The organism is Cobetia sp. QF-1, assembly GCF_002213105.1.
In the GTDB taxonomy this organism is placed as follows: Bacteria; Pseudomonadota; Gammaproteobacteria; order Pseudomonadales; family Halomonadaceae; genus Cobetia; species Cobetia crustatorum.
The window spans coordinates 27,786-44,141 of sequence record NZ_NBVS01000008.1 but is presented as its reverse complement, the minus strand read 5'-3'; the positions used below and the strand labels follow the sequence as shown (position 1 = coordinate 44,141).

At 54.3% G+C, this 16,356-nt stretch carries 17 protein-coding genes; 8 read left to right on the top strand and 9 right to left on the bottom strand.

What is annotated here, in order from left to right; genetic code table 11:
• Window positions 1–222 precede the first annotated feature (222 nt).
• Entirely contained in the window at window positions 223–2,247 is a 2,025-nt protein-coding gene (locus tag CFN46_RS13980) for a choline BCCT transporter BetT (protein ID WP_088743840.1), read from the bottom strand.
• Between the two features lie 287 nt (window positions 2,248–2,534).
• Between CFN46_RS13980 and CFN46_RS13975 the strand changes: the two genes are divergently transcribed.
• Entirely contained in the window at window positions 2,535–3,077 is a 543-nt protein-coding gene (locus tag CFN46_RS13975) for a hypothetical protein (protein WP_088743839.1), read from the top strand.
• Window positions 3,078–3,208: 131 nt separating this feature from the next.
• Here CFN46_RS13975 and smrA read toward each other — a convergent pair whose 3' ends face one another.
• The 7 genes from smrA to CFN46_RS13935 form a co-directional block, all read right to left on the bottom strand.
• Window positions 3,209–3,844: a DNA endonuclease SmrA gene (gene smrA / locus CFN46_RS13970; RefSeq protein WP_246116550.1), complete on the bottom strand. Its 636-nt coding sequence runs from the start codon at window positions 3,842–3,844 to the stop codon at window positions 3,209–3,211.
• Window positions 3,845–4,046: 202 nt separating this feature from the next.
• Complete coding sequence (locus CFN46_RS13960; RefSeq protein WP_024952888.1) at window positions 4,047–5,138, bottom strand: PotD/PotF family extracellular solute-binding protein; 1,092 nt, start codon at window positions 5,136–5,138, stop codon at window positions 4,047–4,049.
• A gap of 1 nt (window position 5,139) precedes the next feature.
• Window positions 5,140–5,928: a spermidine/putrescine ABC transporter permease PotC gene (gene potC, locus CFN46_RS13955; protein ID WP_051511041.1), complete on the bottom strand. Its 789-nt coding sequence runs from the start codon at window positions 5,926–5,928 to the stop codon at window positions 5,140–5,142.
• Window positions 5,925–6,806 (bottom strand): spermidine/putrescine ABC transporter permease PotB, encoded by an 882-nt coding sequence (gene potB, locus CFN46_RS13950; RefSeq protein ID WP_035160254.1) that lies wholly within the window; start codon window positions 6,804–6,806, stop codon window positions 5,925–5,927. The genes potC and potB overlap by 4 nt, the downstream gene beginning before the upstream one ends.
• Window positions 6,803–7,954 carry a spermidine/putrescine ABC transporter ATP-binding protein PotA gene (gene potA, locus CFN46_RS13945; RefSeq protein ID WP_024952885.1) on the bottom strand — a complete coding sequence of 384 codons (1,152 nt, stop codon included), beginning with the start codon at window positions 7,952–7,954 and terminating at the stop codon, window positions 6,803–6,805. Before potA ends, potB begins: the two co-directional genes overlap by 4 nt.
• Window positions 7,955–8,292: 338 nt before the next feature.
• Window positions 8,293–9,222, bottom strand: a complete 930-nt coding sequence (locus tag CFN46_RS13940; protein ID WP_217897831.1) for an alpha/beta fold hydrolase — start codon at window positions 9,220–9,222, stop codon at window positions 8,293–8,295.
• A gap of 388 nt (window positions 9,223–9,610) precedes the next feature.
• Window positions 9,611–10,924: a YihY family inner membrane protein gene (locus CFN46_RS13935; protein ID WP_088743838.1), complete on the bottom strand. Its 1,314-nt coding sequence runs from the start codon at window positions 10,922–10,924 to the stop codon at window positions 9,611–9,613.
• 105 nt (window positions 10,925–11,029) lie between these two features.
• Here CFN46_RS13935 and CFN46_RS13930 point away from each other — a divergent pair, with 105 nt between their 5' ends.
• From CFN46_RS13930 to CFN46_RS13915, 4 genes are all read left to right on the top strand, one after another.
• The gene (locus CFN46_RS13930; protein ID WP_024952882.1) at window positions 11,030–11,389 is read left to right on the top strand and encodes an arsenate reductase family protein; all 360 of its coding nucleotides are present in this window, start codon (window positions 11,030–11,032) and stop codon (window positions 11,387–11,389) included.
• A gap of 30 nt (window positions 11,390–11,419) precedes the next feature.
• Window positions 11,420–12,037 (top strand): NAD(P)H:quinone oxidoreductase, encoded by a 618-nt coding sequence (wrbA, locus tag CFN46_RS13925; RefSeq protein ID WP_024952881.1) that lies wholly within the window; start codon window positions 11,420–11,422, stop codon window positions 12,035–12,037.
• On the top strand, window positions 12,038–12,445 hold the full coding sequence (locus CFN46_RS13920; RefSeq protein WP_024952880.1) for a DUF2069 domain-containing protein: 408 nt from the start codon (window positions 12,038–12,040) through the stop codon (window positions 12,443–12,445).
• Window positions 12,446–12,668: 223 nt separating this feature from the next.
• Complete coding sequence (locus CFN46_RS13915) at window positions 12,669–13,142, top strand: cytochrome c (RefSeq protein ID WP_088743837.1); 474 nt, start codon at window positions 12,669–12,671, stop codon at window positions 13,140–13,142.
• A gap of 116 nt (window positions 13,143–13,258) precedes the next feature.
• Here CFN46_RS13915 and CFN46_RS13910 read toward each other — a convergent pair whose 3' ends face one another.
• Entirely contained in the window at window positions 13,259–13,972 is a 714-nt protein-coding gene (locus tag CFN46_RS13910; RefSeq protein WP_088743836.1) for a cytochrome b/b6 domain-containing protein, read from the bottom strand.
• 272 nt (window positions 13,973–14,244) lie between these two features.
• Between CFN46_RS13910 and CFN46_RS13905 the strand changes: the two genes are divergently transcribed.
• The 3 genes from CFN46_RS13905 to pdxH all read left to right on the top strand — a co-directional run bounded on the left by CFN46_RS13905 (window position 14,245) and on the right by pdxH (window position 16,247).
• The gene (locus CFN46_RS13905; protein WP_254918494.1) at window positions 14,245–15,063 is read left to right on the top strand and encodes an AzlC family ABC transporter permease; all 819 of its coding nucleotides are present in this window, start codon (window positions 14,245–14,247) and stop codon (window positions 15,061–15,063) included.
• The gene (locus tag CFN46_RS13900; protein WP_024953149.1) at window positions 15,060–15,449 is read left to right on the top strand and encodes a branched-chain amino acid transporter permease; all 390 of its coding nucleotides are present in this window, start codon (window positions 15,060–15,062) and stop codon (window positions 15,447–15,449) included. The genes CFN46_RS13905 and CFN46_RS13900 overlap by 4 nt, the downstream gene beginning before the upstream one ends.
• A 147-nt stretch (window positions 15,450–15,596) precedes the next feature.
• A complete protein-coding gene (gene pdxH / locus CFN46_RS13895) occupies window positions 15,597–16,247 on the top strand; it encodes a pyridoxamine 5'-phosphate oxidase (protein ID WP_024953150.1) in 651 nt (216 codons plus the stop codon).
• Window positions 16,248–16,356 lie beyond the last annotated feature (109 nt).

Here is a 16,356-nt window from a genome sequence, read left to right as displayed (position 1 = left end):
ATACGACTGTTTCATGCCGCCTTGCGACCTTGGTGTCAGGCGCAACTCTGGAGTGCACAATAGGAAACAAGATAAAACTCACACCATGAAACGCAGCATGCCCCACAGAAGACTCTGCAGGGCATGTTATTTTGGCGAGGCGTACCGTTCACAACCTGCTGATGTTGACCCGCTAGTGATAGCGAGCGATTTATCACCAGCGATGGTAGCCAGTCTCAGACCTTAGCTGTTCGTGTGGCTCAGACGCAGCTGATGCAGATAATGCATGTGTCGCTCGTACTGCTCGAGCAAGTCATTGATAACCTGATCTCTGCTATACCCCATCAGATCATAGGACTGGCCACCTTCCTTGAGAAATACCTCGGCACGACAGTAATCCTCTTCATCGCCTTCATCTTCCTGGTCCAGCCCAAGGTCCGGACGCAGGTGAGAACGAATCCGCACTCCATAGATGAAATCATATTCTTCGCCATGACGCGCCTTGAAGTAGACGCGGTCTCGACTGACCGTCACCTCAACCTCAAGCCCCTGACCGCGCAGCTCTTCAGCTAATTCCTGCATCCCCTCAGCGACGGTGCCACGCACAAAGCCGCGGACCATCGTACGCGTTGGGAAGCTCATCAGGTGTTGAGCGCGCTTGCGCCAGTTGCCCTTCTCGCCCATCGGCGTGGCCGCAGCGGTATTCACCGACAGCGAACGACGCTTGACCGACTCAAGATTAAGCTGGCGTAACAGCCCAAAGATGGATGCCAGTAGAATCACGCCAAAAGGTAACGCTGTCGCAATGGTCGCGGTCTGTAGCGCGCCCAATCCACCCGCCAGCAATAACACGATCGCCAGGACACCTACCGCAAAGGCCCAGTAAATTCGCTGCCAGGTTGGCGTATCTTCGCGCCCTCCCGAGGCCAGCATATCGACGACCATCGAGCCTGAATCTGCTGAAGTGACGAAGAATACAATGACCATCACCAGTGCGATTACAGAGGTAATGGACGATAATGGCAACTGCTCCAGGAAGGTAAATAGTGCCAAGGAGTAGTTATCGTTAACCGTATCCACTAGTGCAGTGACGCCATGATCGAGAATCATCGAAATGGCAGTGTTACCGAAGATAGTCATCCATAGCAGAGTGAAACCTGCCGGAACAAACAATACGCCGATCACGAATTCACGAATGGTACGCCCGCGAGAAACACGTGCGATAAACATCCCCACGAACGGCGACCAAGACATCCACCAGCCCCAATAAAGTAGCGTCCAACCACCGATCCAGTCATTTGGCTCATAGGCATAAAGCTCAAAGGTCTTACCAACAATATCGGCCATATAGAAGCCGGTATTCTGGACAAATGCCTTGAGCAGGAATGCTGTCGGACCCAGCAGCAGCACGAACAACATCAACACTACCGCCAGCCCAAGATTCAACTCGGACAGGATGCGAATGCCCTTATCGAGCCCAGTCACCACCGAAATGGTCGCAAGACCAGTGATGATGACAATAATCGCGACCTGAGTAATATCGTTGTTAGGCAGTCCTGTCAGATGCGAGAGCCCAGAATTGACCTGCGCGACACCATAGCCCAGCGTGGTGGCAACACCACAGACAGTACCCACGATTGCAAAGATGTCGACCGCATGCCCGATCGGGCCATAGATACGGTCACCTATCAGTGGATATAGCGCACTACGCAAGGTCAGCGGCAGCTCATGGCGATAGCTGAAGTAAGCCAGGATCAGCGCAACGATGGCATAGATAGACCAGGCATGCAGCCCCCAATGGAAGAAGGTCAGCTTCATGGCTTCACGTGCAGTCTCTACCTGTTCGGGAGTTCCCGTTGGCGGATTCAGGAAGTGCATGACGGGCTCGGCTACACCGAAGAACATCAGGCCAATCCCCATGCCTGCCGAGAACAGCATCGCGAACCAGGTCACGTTCTTGTAATCAGGTAGAGAATGATCTGGGCCCAAGCGTATCTCACCGTGACGTGAGAACCCGACATAAACGACAGAAACAAGCACAATGGCCACACACAGGATATAAAACCAACTGACAGTCTCAGTAATCCAATGCTGGACTGATTCAAACATCGATACGGCAGTTTCCGAGAAAAAAGCCGTAAATATCACCAGCAGCAGGATAATAGCATTGGCACTAAAGAAGACGGGCGGGTTGACCTTGGCAAACACGCCACTACGCAGCGGGGCATTGGCGGGGTCGCCGCCACCCGCAGCAGGGGTAGAACGCATGGAAATATCCTTGTGAGACTATCAGGAAGACGAGGCGCAAGAATTCTCTGCACATCGTATTAGCAGCAAAGAAACCATCATTTTTGGCGCGGATAGTACCACCTTATGTATCTACAACCAACGCAGTAGACTCGCTTGCTTTCCATGTCCTTGCATCTTCTTTTTCAGCAACCTTCACTTCCTCCCTTCTCATCCCTGAGATGACGTTTCTTTCCCTGCTTTTTACACACTGCCACTCTATCCAAAGAACATAATATGACGACATGCGTTTTAGAGGAGGTGTCAACATGGCCACAAAAAGCACAATCCGCTCGCTAGGAATATCCTTGGTATTGGTCGCCGCCCTCCCCATGTCTCCAGCCATGGCGGAACCAGGCCGTGGCGGATTTTACGAGCACGGTATTGTGGGGCCAGGCATCGTGATAAGACATGGAGGACCAGGCAGAGCAGCTCACTGGGCACCAGGAGGCCCGGGGCATGGGCATGGCCTACCTGGCAACGCGCGAGGTATCTGGGTCGGTGCGACTCTCTTCTTCCTGGCCGCCGGCACCTACTATCTTTGGGACGCGAGTCAGGAGCAATATCTTCCAGTTCAGGCACCGGCACCCGCGACGTTGTCAGCACCGGCAGTGGATGTCATTGCCTACCCCTCCAAAGGCCAACACGAAGACCAGATCGCTCGTGATCGCTATGAATGCCATCGCTGGGCCAACCAGCAGAGTGACGCTGAGGTTAACTCGGTAGCCCCACCTGTTACCGCAGGCAATGCCGATATCTACCGCCGTGCATTAAGCGCCTGTCTGGCCGGTCGTGGGTACAGCGTTCAGTAGTCGCACGCAGTACACGCTTGATGAGTCGGCATGAGCCAATAAGACACAAAAACGCCCGCCACGAGCGCCATGTAACGAGCGTTTTTGTTCCGCTGGCCTCAAGAATAGAAAGACCTCACTGGTCGTCATCACTAACCGCGACGTTTCTGGTGACGCTCACGGTTGGTGTCGCGCGCTGAACGCGACTTGCGCAACATGATGAGCGTGGCACCCAACCCACCATGACGCGGCGTAGCACTGCACCATGCCTGCACTTGAGGGATCTGCTCTAGCCAGTGCACCAGGTAGGCGCGGATGAGGGCTGCGTGAGACTCGCTATCGCGCCCTCTGCCATGAATGACTAGCAACGAGCGTAATTCGCTCTCCCATCCATCACGGACAAAGCGCTGTACTTCTCGCCGACATTCGATCAAAGGCCGGCGTATCAAGTTCAGCTGCGCCTCTGGTGGATAGCCGCCGTGGCGGAGGCGTTCCAACACCCCCACCTGAATGCCATCACGACGATACTCGATGGGGTCGTGGGGTGACAGATGCTCCACATAGCTATCAGACAGTCCATCGAGTTCATTACCGAGCGATTTCTGAGCGTCCTCACGACGCACAAGCTGCGCATTGCTAGGCCCCTGAGACCTAGCAGCAACATCTGCTCGATCAATGCCGCGCGTCAGTGGTGTGACATCGAGCATCTCACGCCGAAATAGGTCATCCACCTCGGCACCACTCACTTCGCGCGACGCAGATATCATCACCGGGGAAAAACGAGACATGGCACCCTCCACGATCGATCAGGATGAGGGGTCGCTACTGGCAATAGACTTCGGTGTGCGGGAGTCGCTCCGGAAGCGCACTTTCCTGCCGCCCCCTGCTATCCACTTGTCATTGTCCATACACAATAACGCCCCGAAACAAAGCATGCCTCGGGGCGTTGGTCAGACTCAAGTCATTGACCGTATTTTGTCGTACTGATACTTAACGACCGGTCTTGAGCTTTTCCCAGTACTTCTGATAAATCGGCAAGGCATCTCCCACATCAGTCTGGAACTCACCACGCTCAAGATCTGCCTGGGTCGGGAAGACGACCGGATTGTCCCGCACTTCAGGAGCCATCAATTTCTTGGCTGCCAGACTCGGCGTGGTATAGCCAACATACTCACTGATTTCCTTGCTGACTTCCGGGCTGATCAGGTAGTTCATGAATTGATACGCCGCCTCTACGTGGCGTGCATTGGACGGGATGGCCATGGTATCCATCCACAGGATGATGCCTTCCTTGGGATAGACATAATCCACTGGCACGCCTTCCTCATTGGCCTGATAGACCTCACCGTTCCAGATCAATCCTGCATCGACCTCACCCTGCATGAAGGGTACCCGCGCAGCGTCAGAATTGAACGCACGCACATTCGGCATCAGCTGGGTCAGCTTCTCGTAAGCTGCCTTGATTTCGTCAGGATTAGTGGTGTTACCACTGAAGCCGAGACTTGCCAGTGCGACGTGGAAGACTTCACGCATGTCATTGGACAGCAACAGCTTGTCGCGATACTTGTCATTCCACAGATCATTCCAGCTGCTCAGCTCACCCGTCTCGACGTAATCAGGGTTATAGCCGATACCGGCACTGCCCCACATATAAGGCACGCTGTACTGATTGCCCTTGTCGAACTCACGATCGACCAGATTCGGATCGAGATCCTTGAAGTTGCCCAGCTTGCTGATATCCAGCTTCTGAAGCAGCCCTTCTCGTGCCATCTTGTCGATGTAATAGGTCGACGGGAAGATGAGATCATAACTGTTGTTGCTGTCCAGCAGCTTGAGCTTGGCATACATCGCTTCATTGGAATCGAAGGTCGAGTAGATGACATCAATGCCGGTCTTTTCCTCGAAACGCTCGATCACCTCATCAGGCATGTACTCAGTCCAGTTATAGACATACAACACCTTGTCACTATCATCGGCGATAGCCTGGCTTGCACTACCCAGCGTCATGAAGGAGGCCGTTACCGCTGCTACAGCAGTGACTAGCGCAGTACGGGGAGCGATACGGGAAGACAGAAATTGCATGTTACTTTTTCTCCTTGATCAACAACTGGGAAACCACCAGCAGGCATAACGACAAGCCCAGCAATAGGGTCGCCAATGCATTCACTTCAGGCTTTAGCCCCAGACGTACCATCGAGTAGATGCGCAGCGGTAGCACTTCGAAGGTTGGCCCGGTCACAAAGGTCGAGATCACCACATCATCCAGCGATAGAGTAAAGCTAAGTAGCCAACCGGAAGCAATGGCAGGCAGCAAGGCTGGCACTAGCACATGCCATACCGCACGCGACTCACTGGCTCCGAGATCTCGCGCTGCCTCTAGCAACTGCGGATTGATACCCGACAGGCGTGAATAGACCGTAATGACGACGAATGGCAGACAGAACGTGGCGTGAGCGACGAGCAACGAGAAGTAACCCAGCTGAATGCCAAGGGCGATGAACAGCGCCAGAAATGCAATCGCCATCACGATGTCCGGCATCATCATTACCGTGAACAGCATGCCATTGAGCAACGGCTTGCCCCGAAAACGATAACGATGAAGTGCCGTCGCGGTCAGCGTGCCGATCAACGTCGCCAACGTCGCGGCAGTCACTCCAAGCCATAGCGTATTGACTGCCGCCTCCATCAGATTGCTATTCCCCAGCAACTTATCGTACCAGCGCAGGCTAAAGCCACCCCACGCAAACGGATTCCGTGAGTCGTTAAACGAAATCCCGATCAGCACCAGAATGGGTACGTACAGCAGTGTAAAGATCAGCGTCATGTAGCAACGACTGAACATGCGCAGGCTCACCGCATTACGCAAGCTCATAAGGTCGCCTCGCGCTTGAACAACTTCACACTGCGATAATAGGCCAGCAGCAGGAAGGCCATTATCATCGTCAACATCACGCTGATGGCAGACCCGAAGGACCAGTTGTTGGCCTCCAGGAATTGGCCCTTGATGATGTTGCCGATCAGCGGATGGCGTGAGCCACCGAGCAAATCGGAGACGTAGAACATGCCCATCGCCGGCAGGAAGACCAGTAGCACGCCCGCAATGATGCCCGGCATGGTCAACGGCAGTACGATATGGCGGAAGGAGGCAGCTCCATTGGCGCCCAGATCACGCGCAGCTTCAAGGGTTGCGCGACTCAACTGCTCAAAGACGGCATACAGCGGCAGAATCATGAACGGCAGCAACATATAGACCAGTCCGACAATCACGGCCTCTTCGGTATACAGCAGCCGTAGGGGGGCATCGATCAACCCAAGACTCATCAACACGTCATTGAGCAGACCACGCGTAGCGATCAGGGTACGCAAGGCATAGATCCGGATCAGCGAGTTGGTCCAGAACGGAATGATCACTAGCAGCAATAACAGTGGCTGCAGACGCGGGCTAGCGCGTGAGATCATCCAGGCAAACGGATAGCCGAGCACTAGGCATATCACTGTCGTGATCAGGCCGATCCACAACGAATGACCAAAGACACCGATATAGACCGGACTGATCAATTGACCGTAGTTACTAAGGAAACCTTGCCACAGCACTGCTGGACTCAGGTCAGAGAAATTCAACTGCCCTGTACTTTCCGGCATCAGACTCACCAGCACCACCAACAGCGTAGGTGCCAATACCAGCAGAATCAGCCAGCCCCAGATGATGGTCAGCGTGGCAGTCTTGAATGGGTTGCGCACCAGACTCATGCACCCGCTCCTGTCGAGGCGGGAGATACGGGTCTAGCGGGCGCTTCATCGTCCGGAAGAATGATCTCCCAGTCAGGCACCCAGCTGACACGTACCCGCTCACCGAGCCGATAATCAAAGTCCGGATCATCTTCATCAAAGAACTCACTGGCGAGCATCTGCTGGCCACTATCGAGCTCCAGCACAGTATCCAGTGTCATCCCCTTATAGTTACGCTCAATGACGCGCGCGGGGAAACCTTCCGTAGCATCGACGAGTTTCAGGCGCATGTCTTCAGGGCGCAACAGCACCTGCACGGCCTCACCGCCTGCATACTCACGGCCATGACTGCTGAGCTCAAGGCGCTTGTCCAGCACTTGAATCTCGATACGCCCCGCGGGTAGTGGTCGAATGATCTGCGCCGCGAGCTGATTGATCTCACCGACAAAACGCGCCACAAATAAAGTATTCGGTGATTCATACACTTCACGCGGTGTACCAATCTGCTCAATACCGCCTTCGCGCATCACCACGACGCGATCTGACATCGACAGTGCTTCTTCCTGATCATGTGTCACGAAGACGAAGGTAATCCCCAGCCGGCGCTGCAGACGCTTGAGTTCATTCTGCATCTGCTTGCGCAGCTTGTAATCCAGAGCCGACAACGGTTCATCCAGCAGAAGCACGCGCGGACGCTTGACCACAGCGCGGGCAATGGCCACACGCTGCTGCTGACCACCAGAGAGTTGATCCGGGCGGCGATCCGAGAGATGCGCCAACTGAACCATTTCCAGGGCTTCGCGCACCCGCTCATGAATCTCGGCCTTGGCGACCTTTTCCATTCGCAGGCCAAATGCCACGTTGTCATAGACATTCATGTGCGGAAACAGCGCATAGCTCTGGAAGACCGTATTGACTGGGCGCTCATGAGCGGGCATGTCATGAAGGACGCCACCCTCGAGCGTGATACTGCCCGAGTCAGGATCTTCAAAGCCGGCGATCATTCTGAGCACGGTCGTCTTGCCGCACCCAGAGGGACCTAGCAGCGTTACGAACTCACCATCATTCAAATCCAGATCCAGGTTATCAAGTACCTTGCGATCGCCAAATGTCTTGGAAATGGAACGCAGCTTGATCAGAGGGGCAGGCGCAAGAGCAGAACTTTTCATCGGCAGGCTGTCACCTCCAAGGGGAAACGCGAGCGCCTCCCTGATACATGAAAGGCGCGCCGATCAAGGCGCGCCCATACGCAAACTTTGTGCTATTCCTGTCAACACCACTGCAAGGTCTGGTGCTACCTGAACGGCTTATGTGCAGTGAATATTATCATGACCATCAGTCACCTGCGAGAAAGGATACCGCAGGCGTTGCGCGCAAGAAACGTGCTGATATCTCAGCCATGAGAGGGATGCAATGCGGTAGCGATAGCACATGACAAAAAGACGCCGATGACTCTTGGCCACTGGCGTCTCTCATCAAGGCCTATCAATCACGATATATCAGAGGGTCATTCTACTTTCGGCAATCTGTTCATGAAGTCAACGATATACTTGGCGATTTCGACGGGCTTTTCCTCAACCGCAAAGTGCCCTGCCTCCAACAAGTGCAGCTCAGCATTGGGAACATCTTGCAAATAGGCCTCCGCGCCTGCCGCGATAAAGGCAGGGTCATGCTTGCCCCATACAATCAAGGTCGGAGGTTGACGCTCACGCAAATAAGCTTGCCATGCAGGATAATCAAGTAAGTTATTATAATAATCCTGAAGTAGTTGCACCTGAATCATTCTATCACTACGCGTTTCCAGGAAGTGCAAGTCGTGTGTCCAACTATCGGGACTCATCACATGAGGCATCGTGGGCACATCCCGCAGATATTGTTTTTCAACAATGGCTTGCTGTCCAGTGAATGCATAGAGCATGTCGCGTTGAGCCTGTGATGTGTCTTGATGAGCCCTCTTGAAGAAGGCTTGTCTGGCAGGCGTCAGTCCCGCCAGATAGGCATTGCCATTCTGTACGATTAATCCCTGTAGCTTATCAGGGTCATTGAGCAGCATTCTAAAGCCGACGGGTGCACCGAAGTCCTGGATATACAGGCTATAGCGCTCGACGCCCAATGCCTTGAGCAACCCCTCGGTATATCGCGCAAGACGGTCAAAGGTATAGGGCTGCTCTTCAGGATCAGGACGATCACTATAGCCAGACCCCAGATAATCCGGTGCGATGACATGATAGCGGCCCGACAGCAACGGAATCAGCTCTCGATAAGAATGTGAAGAGGCAGGATACCCATGCAGTAGTACGATCGTTTGAGCATGTTGCTCACCCGCTTCGCGATAGAAAAGACGCTGCCCTTCTACCATGGCATATCTGTAATACGTCTTGGTAGGCCAGACAGCATCAGTAGACTCAAGTACATCCGCTGATTGACCACCGGCCAAGGGGCCTGCCTGGGTCGCGTCATTCGCCCCAGCCACTGGCACCATCACAGCACTGAGTGACATGATGACGGCGGCGCACAATATCGCTGACGAGCGCACTGGATAACGGCTCCGTAACTTCCCGGTAGCCGCGGTATATCGTACCGCCGGAGTACTCTGCGTAGATAACATCATGGACGTCTTCCTGAAATGAAATGCCTGTTGGTATTGTCCTCTATCGGCAGGCTTGTGGTAGGCGCACCCGATGACTGACATGAAAAAGGCCCAGCGAAGCCGCGGGCCTTTTTCATGTCGGTGCTATCGACCATGTCTCAAGAATGATGCAGTCGCTGACCACGAAACCCTCTGTTCATTACGAACAGACATCTCAAAAAGATGCAGTCCTGTTCTAGCGGTGCATGCTGGTCTTTGCATGTCTGGTTGCCGATTCACCCAACGGATCTGACTCACCCGCAGCTAATGCTTGCGTCATTTCAGACTCGACATCATTGACTCCCGGCAGCACCTCCGTCAGACCACAACTCAACCGTGCCTTCTCAGCCTCACGCGCCATCGCCAACGCTTCACGCAGTGGTTCAAGGCGCGGATGTGGTGCTTCTCCGGCATCTCCTGCAGGTAAATCCCAAGGTAGCGCATGCGCCAATTCCCAGAGGGAGTAGATATTGAGATCACGTCCCAGCACCCATTGGCCATCTTGCGTCTGACTGGCAATATTCTCGGTAATCAGCGGTTTTAGTACTCGACGATAGCGACTGCCCAGTACGTCGGTCAGGCTATCATCTGATAACGGCTCACCGCGTTCGTGGGCATCCTTGAGCAACATCACCGCCCCGAGGGTCTGCCAGAACGGCGGCCAGCGATGCCAATCAGCATGCGAGCGTTCCCCCATCCATGCAGCCACTTCTGCCCCTAGCAGTACAATGCACCACGACAGGAAAACCCATAGCAGAAATAGCGGCACAGCAGCAAAAGCACCATAGATCGCCTGATAAGACGGGAAGTGCGTCACGTACATCGAGAAGCCGCCCTTGGCCAACTCCAGTGCCAGCGCAGTGGTCAGTGCTCCAACCGCTGCATCTCGCAAGCGCACCTTGCAGTTAGGCACCGCGGCAAATATGAAGGTAAACGCCGCAGCACTCAGCAACGGTGGCAACAAACGCAATAACACTGCCTTTCCTCCCAGCAGTGACGCCGCCGAGTCAAAGAAGGACAGTGATGTCAGGTAGGATGAAAGCAAGAAGCCTGAGCCCAGCATCAGCGGACCCAACGTCAATACGGCCCAGTACATCAAGAAACTCGAGAGTCCCTTGCGCCCTTCTGGCACCTGCCAAATGGCATTGAAAGCACCTTCAATGGTGATCATCATCAGCACCGACGTGACGAACAGAAAGATCAACCCGACTGAGGTCAGGTTGCGTGCCTGACCAGAGAATTCGTTGAGATATTGCAGTATCGTTTCGCCGGTAGACGGCAGAAATTGAGCAAATACGGTGGTCTGGAGCTGATCGCCCACACCATCAAAGCTCGGGATCACAGCAAACATCGAATAGATGACCGTCATCAATGGCACCACGGCGAATAGTGTGGTGTATGTCAGTGCCGATGCTGTTTTCTTACCGTCATGAAAGTTGAAACGTGACACCAACTTGAGTACTACGCCGATAGCGAGCATCACCCGCTGCATCCCTGGCAGTTGTGGCATTCTTGTGCGCCCCTCTACAATGCGTGCCTAATTCTTAAGCTGTCGTAGGTCTCAGCCCATGACGCTTTCATTCTGCCATTAGCCTGTCCGAAAACGGAGACAGTCATGCCAATATTGAAACTCTACCACAACCCGCGCTGCTCCAAGTCACGCGAGGCTCTAGCACTGCTGGAGTCTCGCCTCGGCAGCGAGGGTTTCGAGATCATTCGCTATCTGGACAACCCACTTGATCGAGAACAACTGGCGGCACTCGCCACGCGCCTGGAGGGTGGGGCTCGTGCACTCACTCGTGAGAACGAGTCCGAATGGAAGGCATTGACGCTCACTGATGCCAGCGATGCGCAACGACTGGATGCCATCTCCGCAACACCGAAGCTGATGCAACGGCCCATCCTGGATACCGGGCGCCGGGCTATGATCGGCCGACCACCAGAGGATGTCCTTGCCCTCCTCGATGATGCCTGAAGTCTGTTCACCTGATCTGAAGGGATATCCATGTCAGTCATAACACCTTACGTACTGGTGCTTTACTACTCACGCCACGGTGCAACACAAACACTGGCCGAACAAATCGCGTCGGGTATCGAGTCAGTGGGCGGCATCGAAGCCCGCCTGCGTCGAGCCCCCGAGGTATCAACCACCTGCGAGCAAACACAGGCAGAGATCCCTGACAGCGGCGCGATGTATGTCGAGCTGGACGACCTACGCCACTGCGCCGGTCTTGCCCTCGGTAGCCCAACCCGCTTTGGCAACATGGCGGCGCCACTCAAGTACTTCCTCGATTCCACCAGTGAGCTGTGGATGAATGGTGCACTGATCGACAAGCCCGCCACCGCCTTCAGCGCCTCAAGCTCATTGCATGGCGGTCAGGAAACCACGCTGATCACCATGCTGATTCCGTTGCTGCATCACGGCATGGTCTATGCGGGCGTGCCCTATAGCGCCACTGAGCTACTCGAGACGACTCAAGGCGGAACGCCTTACGGTACGACACATGTCAGCGGCAAGCGTGGTGACAATGATGTCGATCAACATGAGTGTCGACTGGCCCACGCACAAGGCAAGCGTATCGCACGCTTGGCTCTTTCCATGCTGCCCTTGAGGGAGAAATAGATGCGCGCCTGGCTTGAACGAGTAGAACGCGAAAAAGGACTTGAGTCCTTGGAAGCACAGAGTCGCCGCGGAGTCATCTTCAGCTTTACTGCGCTAGCGATCCTGCTGTTAGTGGGAGGAATTCAATTGATGATGCAAAGCGACAACAATGGCCTGTTACCGCTATTGATTCGCTTGCTGCCTATTGCGCTATTTCTGCCGGCCGTGTTGACACGTCGCGCACGCGGTCACGTCTGGTTGGCTTTTGTCAGCCTTCTCTACATCATGCAAGGCGTCATGCTGGCCAGTGTGCCAGGCCATGCTGTGATGGGCGTACTGGAAGCACTCGCCGCGGTGGGCTTGTTCGTTTCCAGCGTGGCATATGCGCGTTTTCGCTCTCGCCACCAGAAGCGTCTTCGCCAGTCATGATGCGCTCTGCTTGATAATACATCTCTGATGCGCTAAGCCACATTGCGTGGTGATACCTGATTATTTATCCCCTTGGATGCTTCGCACCACTCCTGCTTGTCCAGCATTCACTAGACTGGCAGGGGTAGTGCGCCACACCTGCGCGCGATTGCAGCACATGAGATAAAGACACAGGGTAAGACTGCCAAATAAATAACAATCAATTATAAAAGAGAACTCCGATATGACTGACCTGATGACACGTCGTTTCCCCTACTTGCCCCTTGCCTCCACATTACTCTTGACGGGCCTACTGCTTTCAACAACCGCCAGTGCTGATAGCGCGGAAGATGCCATTCAATATCGTCAATCGGTATTCCACACACTTGCTTGGCAATTCAGTCCTATGGGCGCAATGGCCAAAGGCAAACAGGACTATGACGCGACTGAATTCCAGACCAGGGCCGAGCGCTTGGCATTGGTTGCGCAACTACCTTGGGAAGGCTTTATCGAAGGATCATACGACGGGGATACGGATGCACTCAGCAAGATCAGCACTGATAAGGCAGGATTTGAAAAACATGCGCAGGCATTGATGGATGAGAGCCAGACATTGTCAGAGGTCGCGGCCACGCAAGATTTTGCGAAAATTCGTGAGCAATTTGCCGCCACTGCCAAGGCCTGCAAAAGCTGTCACCAACAGTATCGTGCAGACTGATCGTGTCCTCTTGTTGCCCCTCTCTTAGCAACTGCTCCAACTACACGTCTTATCAGTTCGGTATATTGAATAGTCGCCAGTGTCTTTAAACAGGTGCTGGTGGCTATGCGGCCTCGCTAACGAGTCAGCCAGATAACGCCGCCTACAACCCCTATCATGAATACCGCCAGTAACAGCGGCACCATCGGCATACGTCGCTGATATCCCCTCCCTACATCATGGATATCTTGCACTGAAGTGAAGGGTTTCTTCCCTGTCAGCATCGCAGCAATCAATCTCTCGCCGCGTAAGGCATGCCACATTACCGCCAACAAATGTATCGTGATCAATCCCCACAACACGGTAATGTTGTTGTGATGCAGCCAGTTGAACGCGGTCAGCAATGCAGGCGTCCCCCATTCCCGCAGCGGTCCATCAAACAAGATATCGTCCGTAGCGAATAGTCCACTGATGGCCTGGACCAGCAGGGTCCACAACAATGCAGCAACCATCCAGCCACCAAGCGGATTGTGGCCCGCATAACGAGGCTGGCGCTTTGCCAAAAAAGCGCTACCGTAACGCCAGGCATTTACTGGTGACACCATGAAACTGGCGAAGCGCGCATGGCCTGCCCCTATCACGCCCCAAATCAATCGAAACACGACCAATCCGAGTACGCAGTAACCCAGGCGAGCATGCCACTCCATTGGGAAGTCCAATCCTGTGCCGAATTCGACGGTATACCACAGCCCGGCAACGGCCAGAATCAGCGCGAGGTGGAACAGACGTACTGCCCAGTCCCAGACAGGTACGTAACATGTGAGAGGTGGCTTTTCATCATTGTTGGACATCGGGATATCTCCGTGACTGATCCATCACACCATCATCGCTGCCCTACTGACGATTACTCCTGCCCCATCGTCATGGCATAAGCGGATTACTTCATGAAACCACACTAGCGCCATATCAATAGGCACCATGGAATTCATTTTTCAGAGAGATTCACTGCCTACTGCCACTTTGGCCGCATCGCATATCGCTCAAGTGCATTATATGCTGACATTGATTAACACAGGCTTTTGCCCGTAGTGCTGTCTGGAATCCACTGAGCCTCATGCCACCAATGCCCACCACAACATCTATTGCGCCTGGCAAATCGTCTGCCGACGCTGACTGCAGTATCCAAGCCGTACCACGTGATAATCGCGCACTGTGGCGCCAAGCATTGCGGCAGACATTGCCAGTCATGTTTGGCTACTTACCACTGGGGGCAGCTTTTGGTGTGCTCTTTACCCAGCTGTCTCTTAGTCCGTGGCTTGGCCTGTTGATGTCATTGGTCATTCTCGCGGGGGCAGGCCAGTTTCTCGTCGTAGCCTTGCTGGGTGCGGGCGCCGGCGTCACTGAACTCGCCATTGCCACCCTACTACTCAATTCACGCCACCTCTTTTACGGGCTATCACTGCTGGAACGCTTTCGGGATGCGGGTATAGCAAAGGTCTATCTAATATTCGGGCTAACCGACGAAACCTACTCACTATTGGCTAGCTTGCCCCGCAGTGGCGATCGCGATGACATCCATGCACGCCGCGAAGATCAACGACTTATGCTGCGTATTACCGCACTTAACCAACTCTGGTGGGTATTGGGCACTCTGATGGGGTTAGCCGCCGCACAGCTCAACTTTGACAGCAACGGTATCGAGTTCGCACTGACCGCGTTGTTTGTAGTACTGGGGATCGAGCAATGGTACGCCCTGCGTGAACGCTGGCCTTTCGTGCTAGGCCTCGCCGTCACCTTTACGGGGCTATGGATACTGCCCAACGATCAGTTGTTGTTAGGCAGTATCGCTGGGGCCTGTCTGTTATTGCTTGGGCATTATGCCGTTCATAAGCGCCGCACTGCGATGGCGTCAACACATACCCCGCGGAGCCCGCACTCATGACCACGACGCATGCACTGATCCTGATTATCGTCGCAGCGCTGGCAACGTTTGCCACTCGGGTGACGCCTTTTCTATTTCTGTCTCGCCATTCCGCACATCCACTGATCTTGCACATGGGCCGTTATCTGCCCGCCATCGTGATGACAGTGCTGGTCGCTGTCTCTTTATCAGCGATGACATTACCCGTATTTGAGGTCTCAACAGATGACCTGCCAACTGCGTGGCAGCATTGGCTGATGAGTGCCAAAGGCGCAGGCATGTTGATCTCAGCCATCTGCGTGGCAGGGCTGCATCTCTGGCGGCGGAACGCGCTGCTATCGATTGCCGTAGGAACCGGCATCTACATGGCTTGGGTGCAAATCGGTACGCCAGCGGTGGTCGGATAAATCTTCAGGTCGAATAACCCTTATATTGCACACCTGCTGCACACAGAGGCTTGACACACCATCTCATCTCGCCAGTGGCTTGCGATATTTAACAGGACGGTACACAGTCTGTGACAATACATGAGCAACTCATTAAGGGAGCCCGCGATGAATCGCGATATTGCCGACGTGCGCAGAACCTATTCCGGTGATGGTCTGAACCTTGCCAACACGCCCGAGATCCCCTTTGATCTATTCGGAGAATGGTTGACCAGTGCGCTATCGGCAGATGACAACGATGCCAATGCCATGACGCTGGCAACTGTCGACAGTCAGGGCAAGCCACATGCGCGTATCGTGCTACTCAAGGGATACGATACAAACGGCTTCATCTTCTACACCAACTATCAGAGCCACAAGGGCAGCGAACTGGCCAATGTACCTCACGCAGCGCTCACTTTCTGGTGGCCTGCGCTACAACGCCAGGTGCGTATCGAGGGTAGCGTCGAGAAGGTCGAAGAATCCCTTTCAGACCAGTATTTCGCTTCTCGACCCAAGGAAAGTCAACTAGGGGCCTGGGTCTCACAGCAGAGTGTCGAGATTCCGGATCGTGACTGGCTCGGTGAACGTCAAGGACGCTTCGAGCAGGTATATGCCAATAGTGAGATTCCGCGTCCGGAGCACTGGGGCGGCTATCGAGTCGTACCAGAGATGATCGAATTCTGGCAAGGCCAGCCATCACGTCTGCATGACAGGGTACGTTACCAGCGTCCGGATTCGGAGATGGACGACTGGCACAAGATATTACTGGCACCGTAATGACTAACAGGCCTCGCACATGCGGGGCCTGTTGCATTATATATTCCGTTATCGGTAGCCCGCTTGCCCTCGCCTGCGACTGATACGACAATAGCGCCTCATTTTTTCG

Excerpts from the sequence above, each read along its gene's own strand:
- CFN46_RS13980 (WP_088743840.1), bottom strand. The coding sequence starts at position 2,247 with ATGCGTTCTACCCCTGCTGCGGGTGGCGGCGACCCCGCCAATGCCCCG.
- CFN46_RS13975 (WP_088743839.1), top strand. The coding sequence starts at position 2,535 with ATGGCCACAAAAAGCACAATCCGCTCGCTAGGAATATCCTTGGTATTG.
- smrA (WP_246116550.1), bottom strand. The coding sequence starts at position 3,844 with ATGTCTCGTTTTTCCCCGGTGATGATATCTGCGTCGCGCGAAGTGAGT.
- CFN46_RS13960 (WP_024952888.1), bottom strand. The coding sequence starts at position 5,138 with ATGCAATTTCTGTCTTCCCGTATCGCTCCCCGTACTGCGCTAGTCACT.
- potC (WP_051511041.1), bottom strand. The coding sequence starts at position 5,928 with ATGAGCTTGCGTAATGCGGTGAGCCTGCGCATGTTCAGTCGTTGCTAC.
- potB (WP_035160254.1), bottom strand. The coding sequence starts at position 6,806 with ATGAGTCTGGTGCGCAACCCATTCAAGACTGCCACGCTGACCATCATC.
- potA (WP_024952885.1), bottom strand. The coding sequence starts at position 7,954 with ATGAAAAGTTCTGCTCTTGCGCCTGCCCCTCTGATCAAGCTGCGTTCC.
- CFN46_RS13935 (WP_088743838.1), bottom strand. The coding sequence starts at position 10,924 with ATGCCACAACTGCCAGGGATGCAGCGGGTGATGCTCGCTATCGGCGTA.
- CFN46_RS13930 (WP_024952882.1), top strand. The coding sequence starts at position 11,030 with ATGCCAATATTGAAACTCTACCACAACCCGCGCTGCTCCAAGTCACGC.
- wrbA (WP_024952881.1), top strand. The coding sequence starts at position 11,420 with ATGTCAGTCATAACACCTTACGTACTGGTGCTTTACTACTCACGCCAC.
- CFN46_RS13920 (WP_024952880.1), top strand. The coding sequence starts at position 12,038 with ATGCGCGCCTGGCTTGAACGAGTAGAACGCGAAAAAGGACTTGAGTCC.
- CFN46_RS13915 (WP_088743837.1), top strand. The coding sequence starts at position 12,669 with ATGACTGACCTGATGACACGTCGTTTCCCCTACTTGCCCCTTGCCTCC.
- CFN46_RS13910 (WP_088743836.1), bottom strand. The coding sequence starts at position 13,972 with ATGTCCAACAATGATGAAAAGCCACCTCTCACATGTTACGTACCTGTC.
- CFN46_RS13905 (WP_254918494.1), top strand. The coding sequence starts at position 14,245 with ATGCCCACCACAACATCTATTGCGCCTGGCAAATCGTCTGCCGACGCT.
- CFN46_RS13900 (WP_024953149.1), top strand. The coding sequence starts at position 15,060 with ATGACCACGACGCATGCACTGATCCTGATTATCGTCGCAGCGCTGGCA.
- pdxH (WP_024953150.1), top strand. The coding sequence starts at position 15,597 with ATGAATCGCGATATTGCCGACGTGCGCAGAACCTATTCCGGTGATGGT.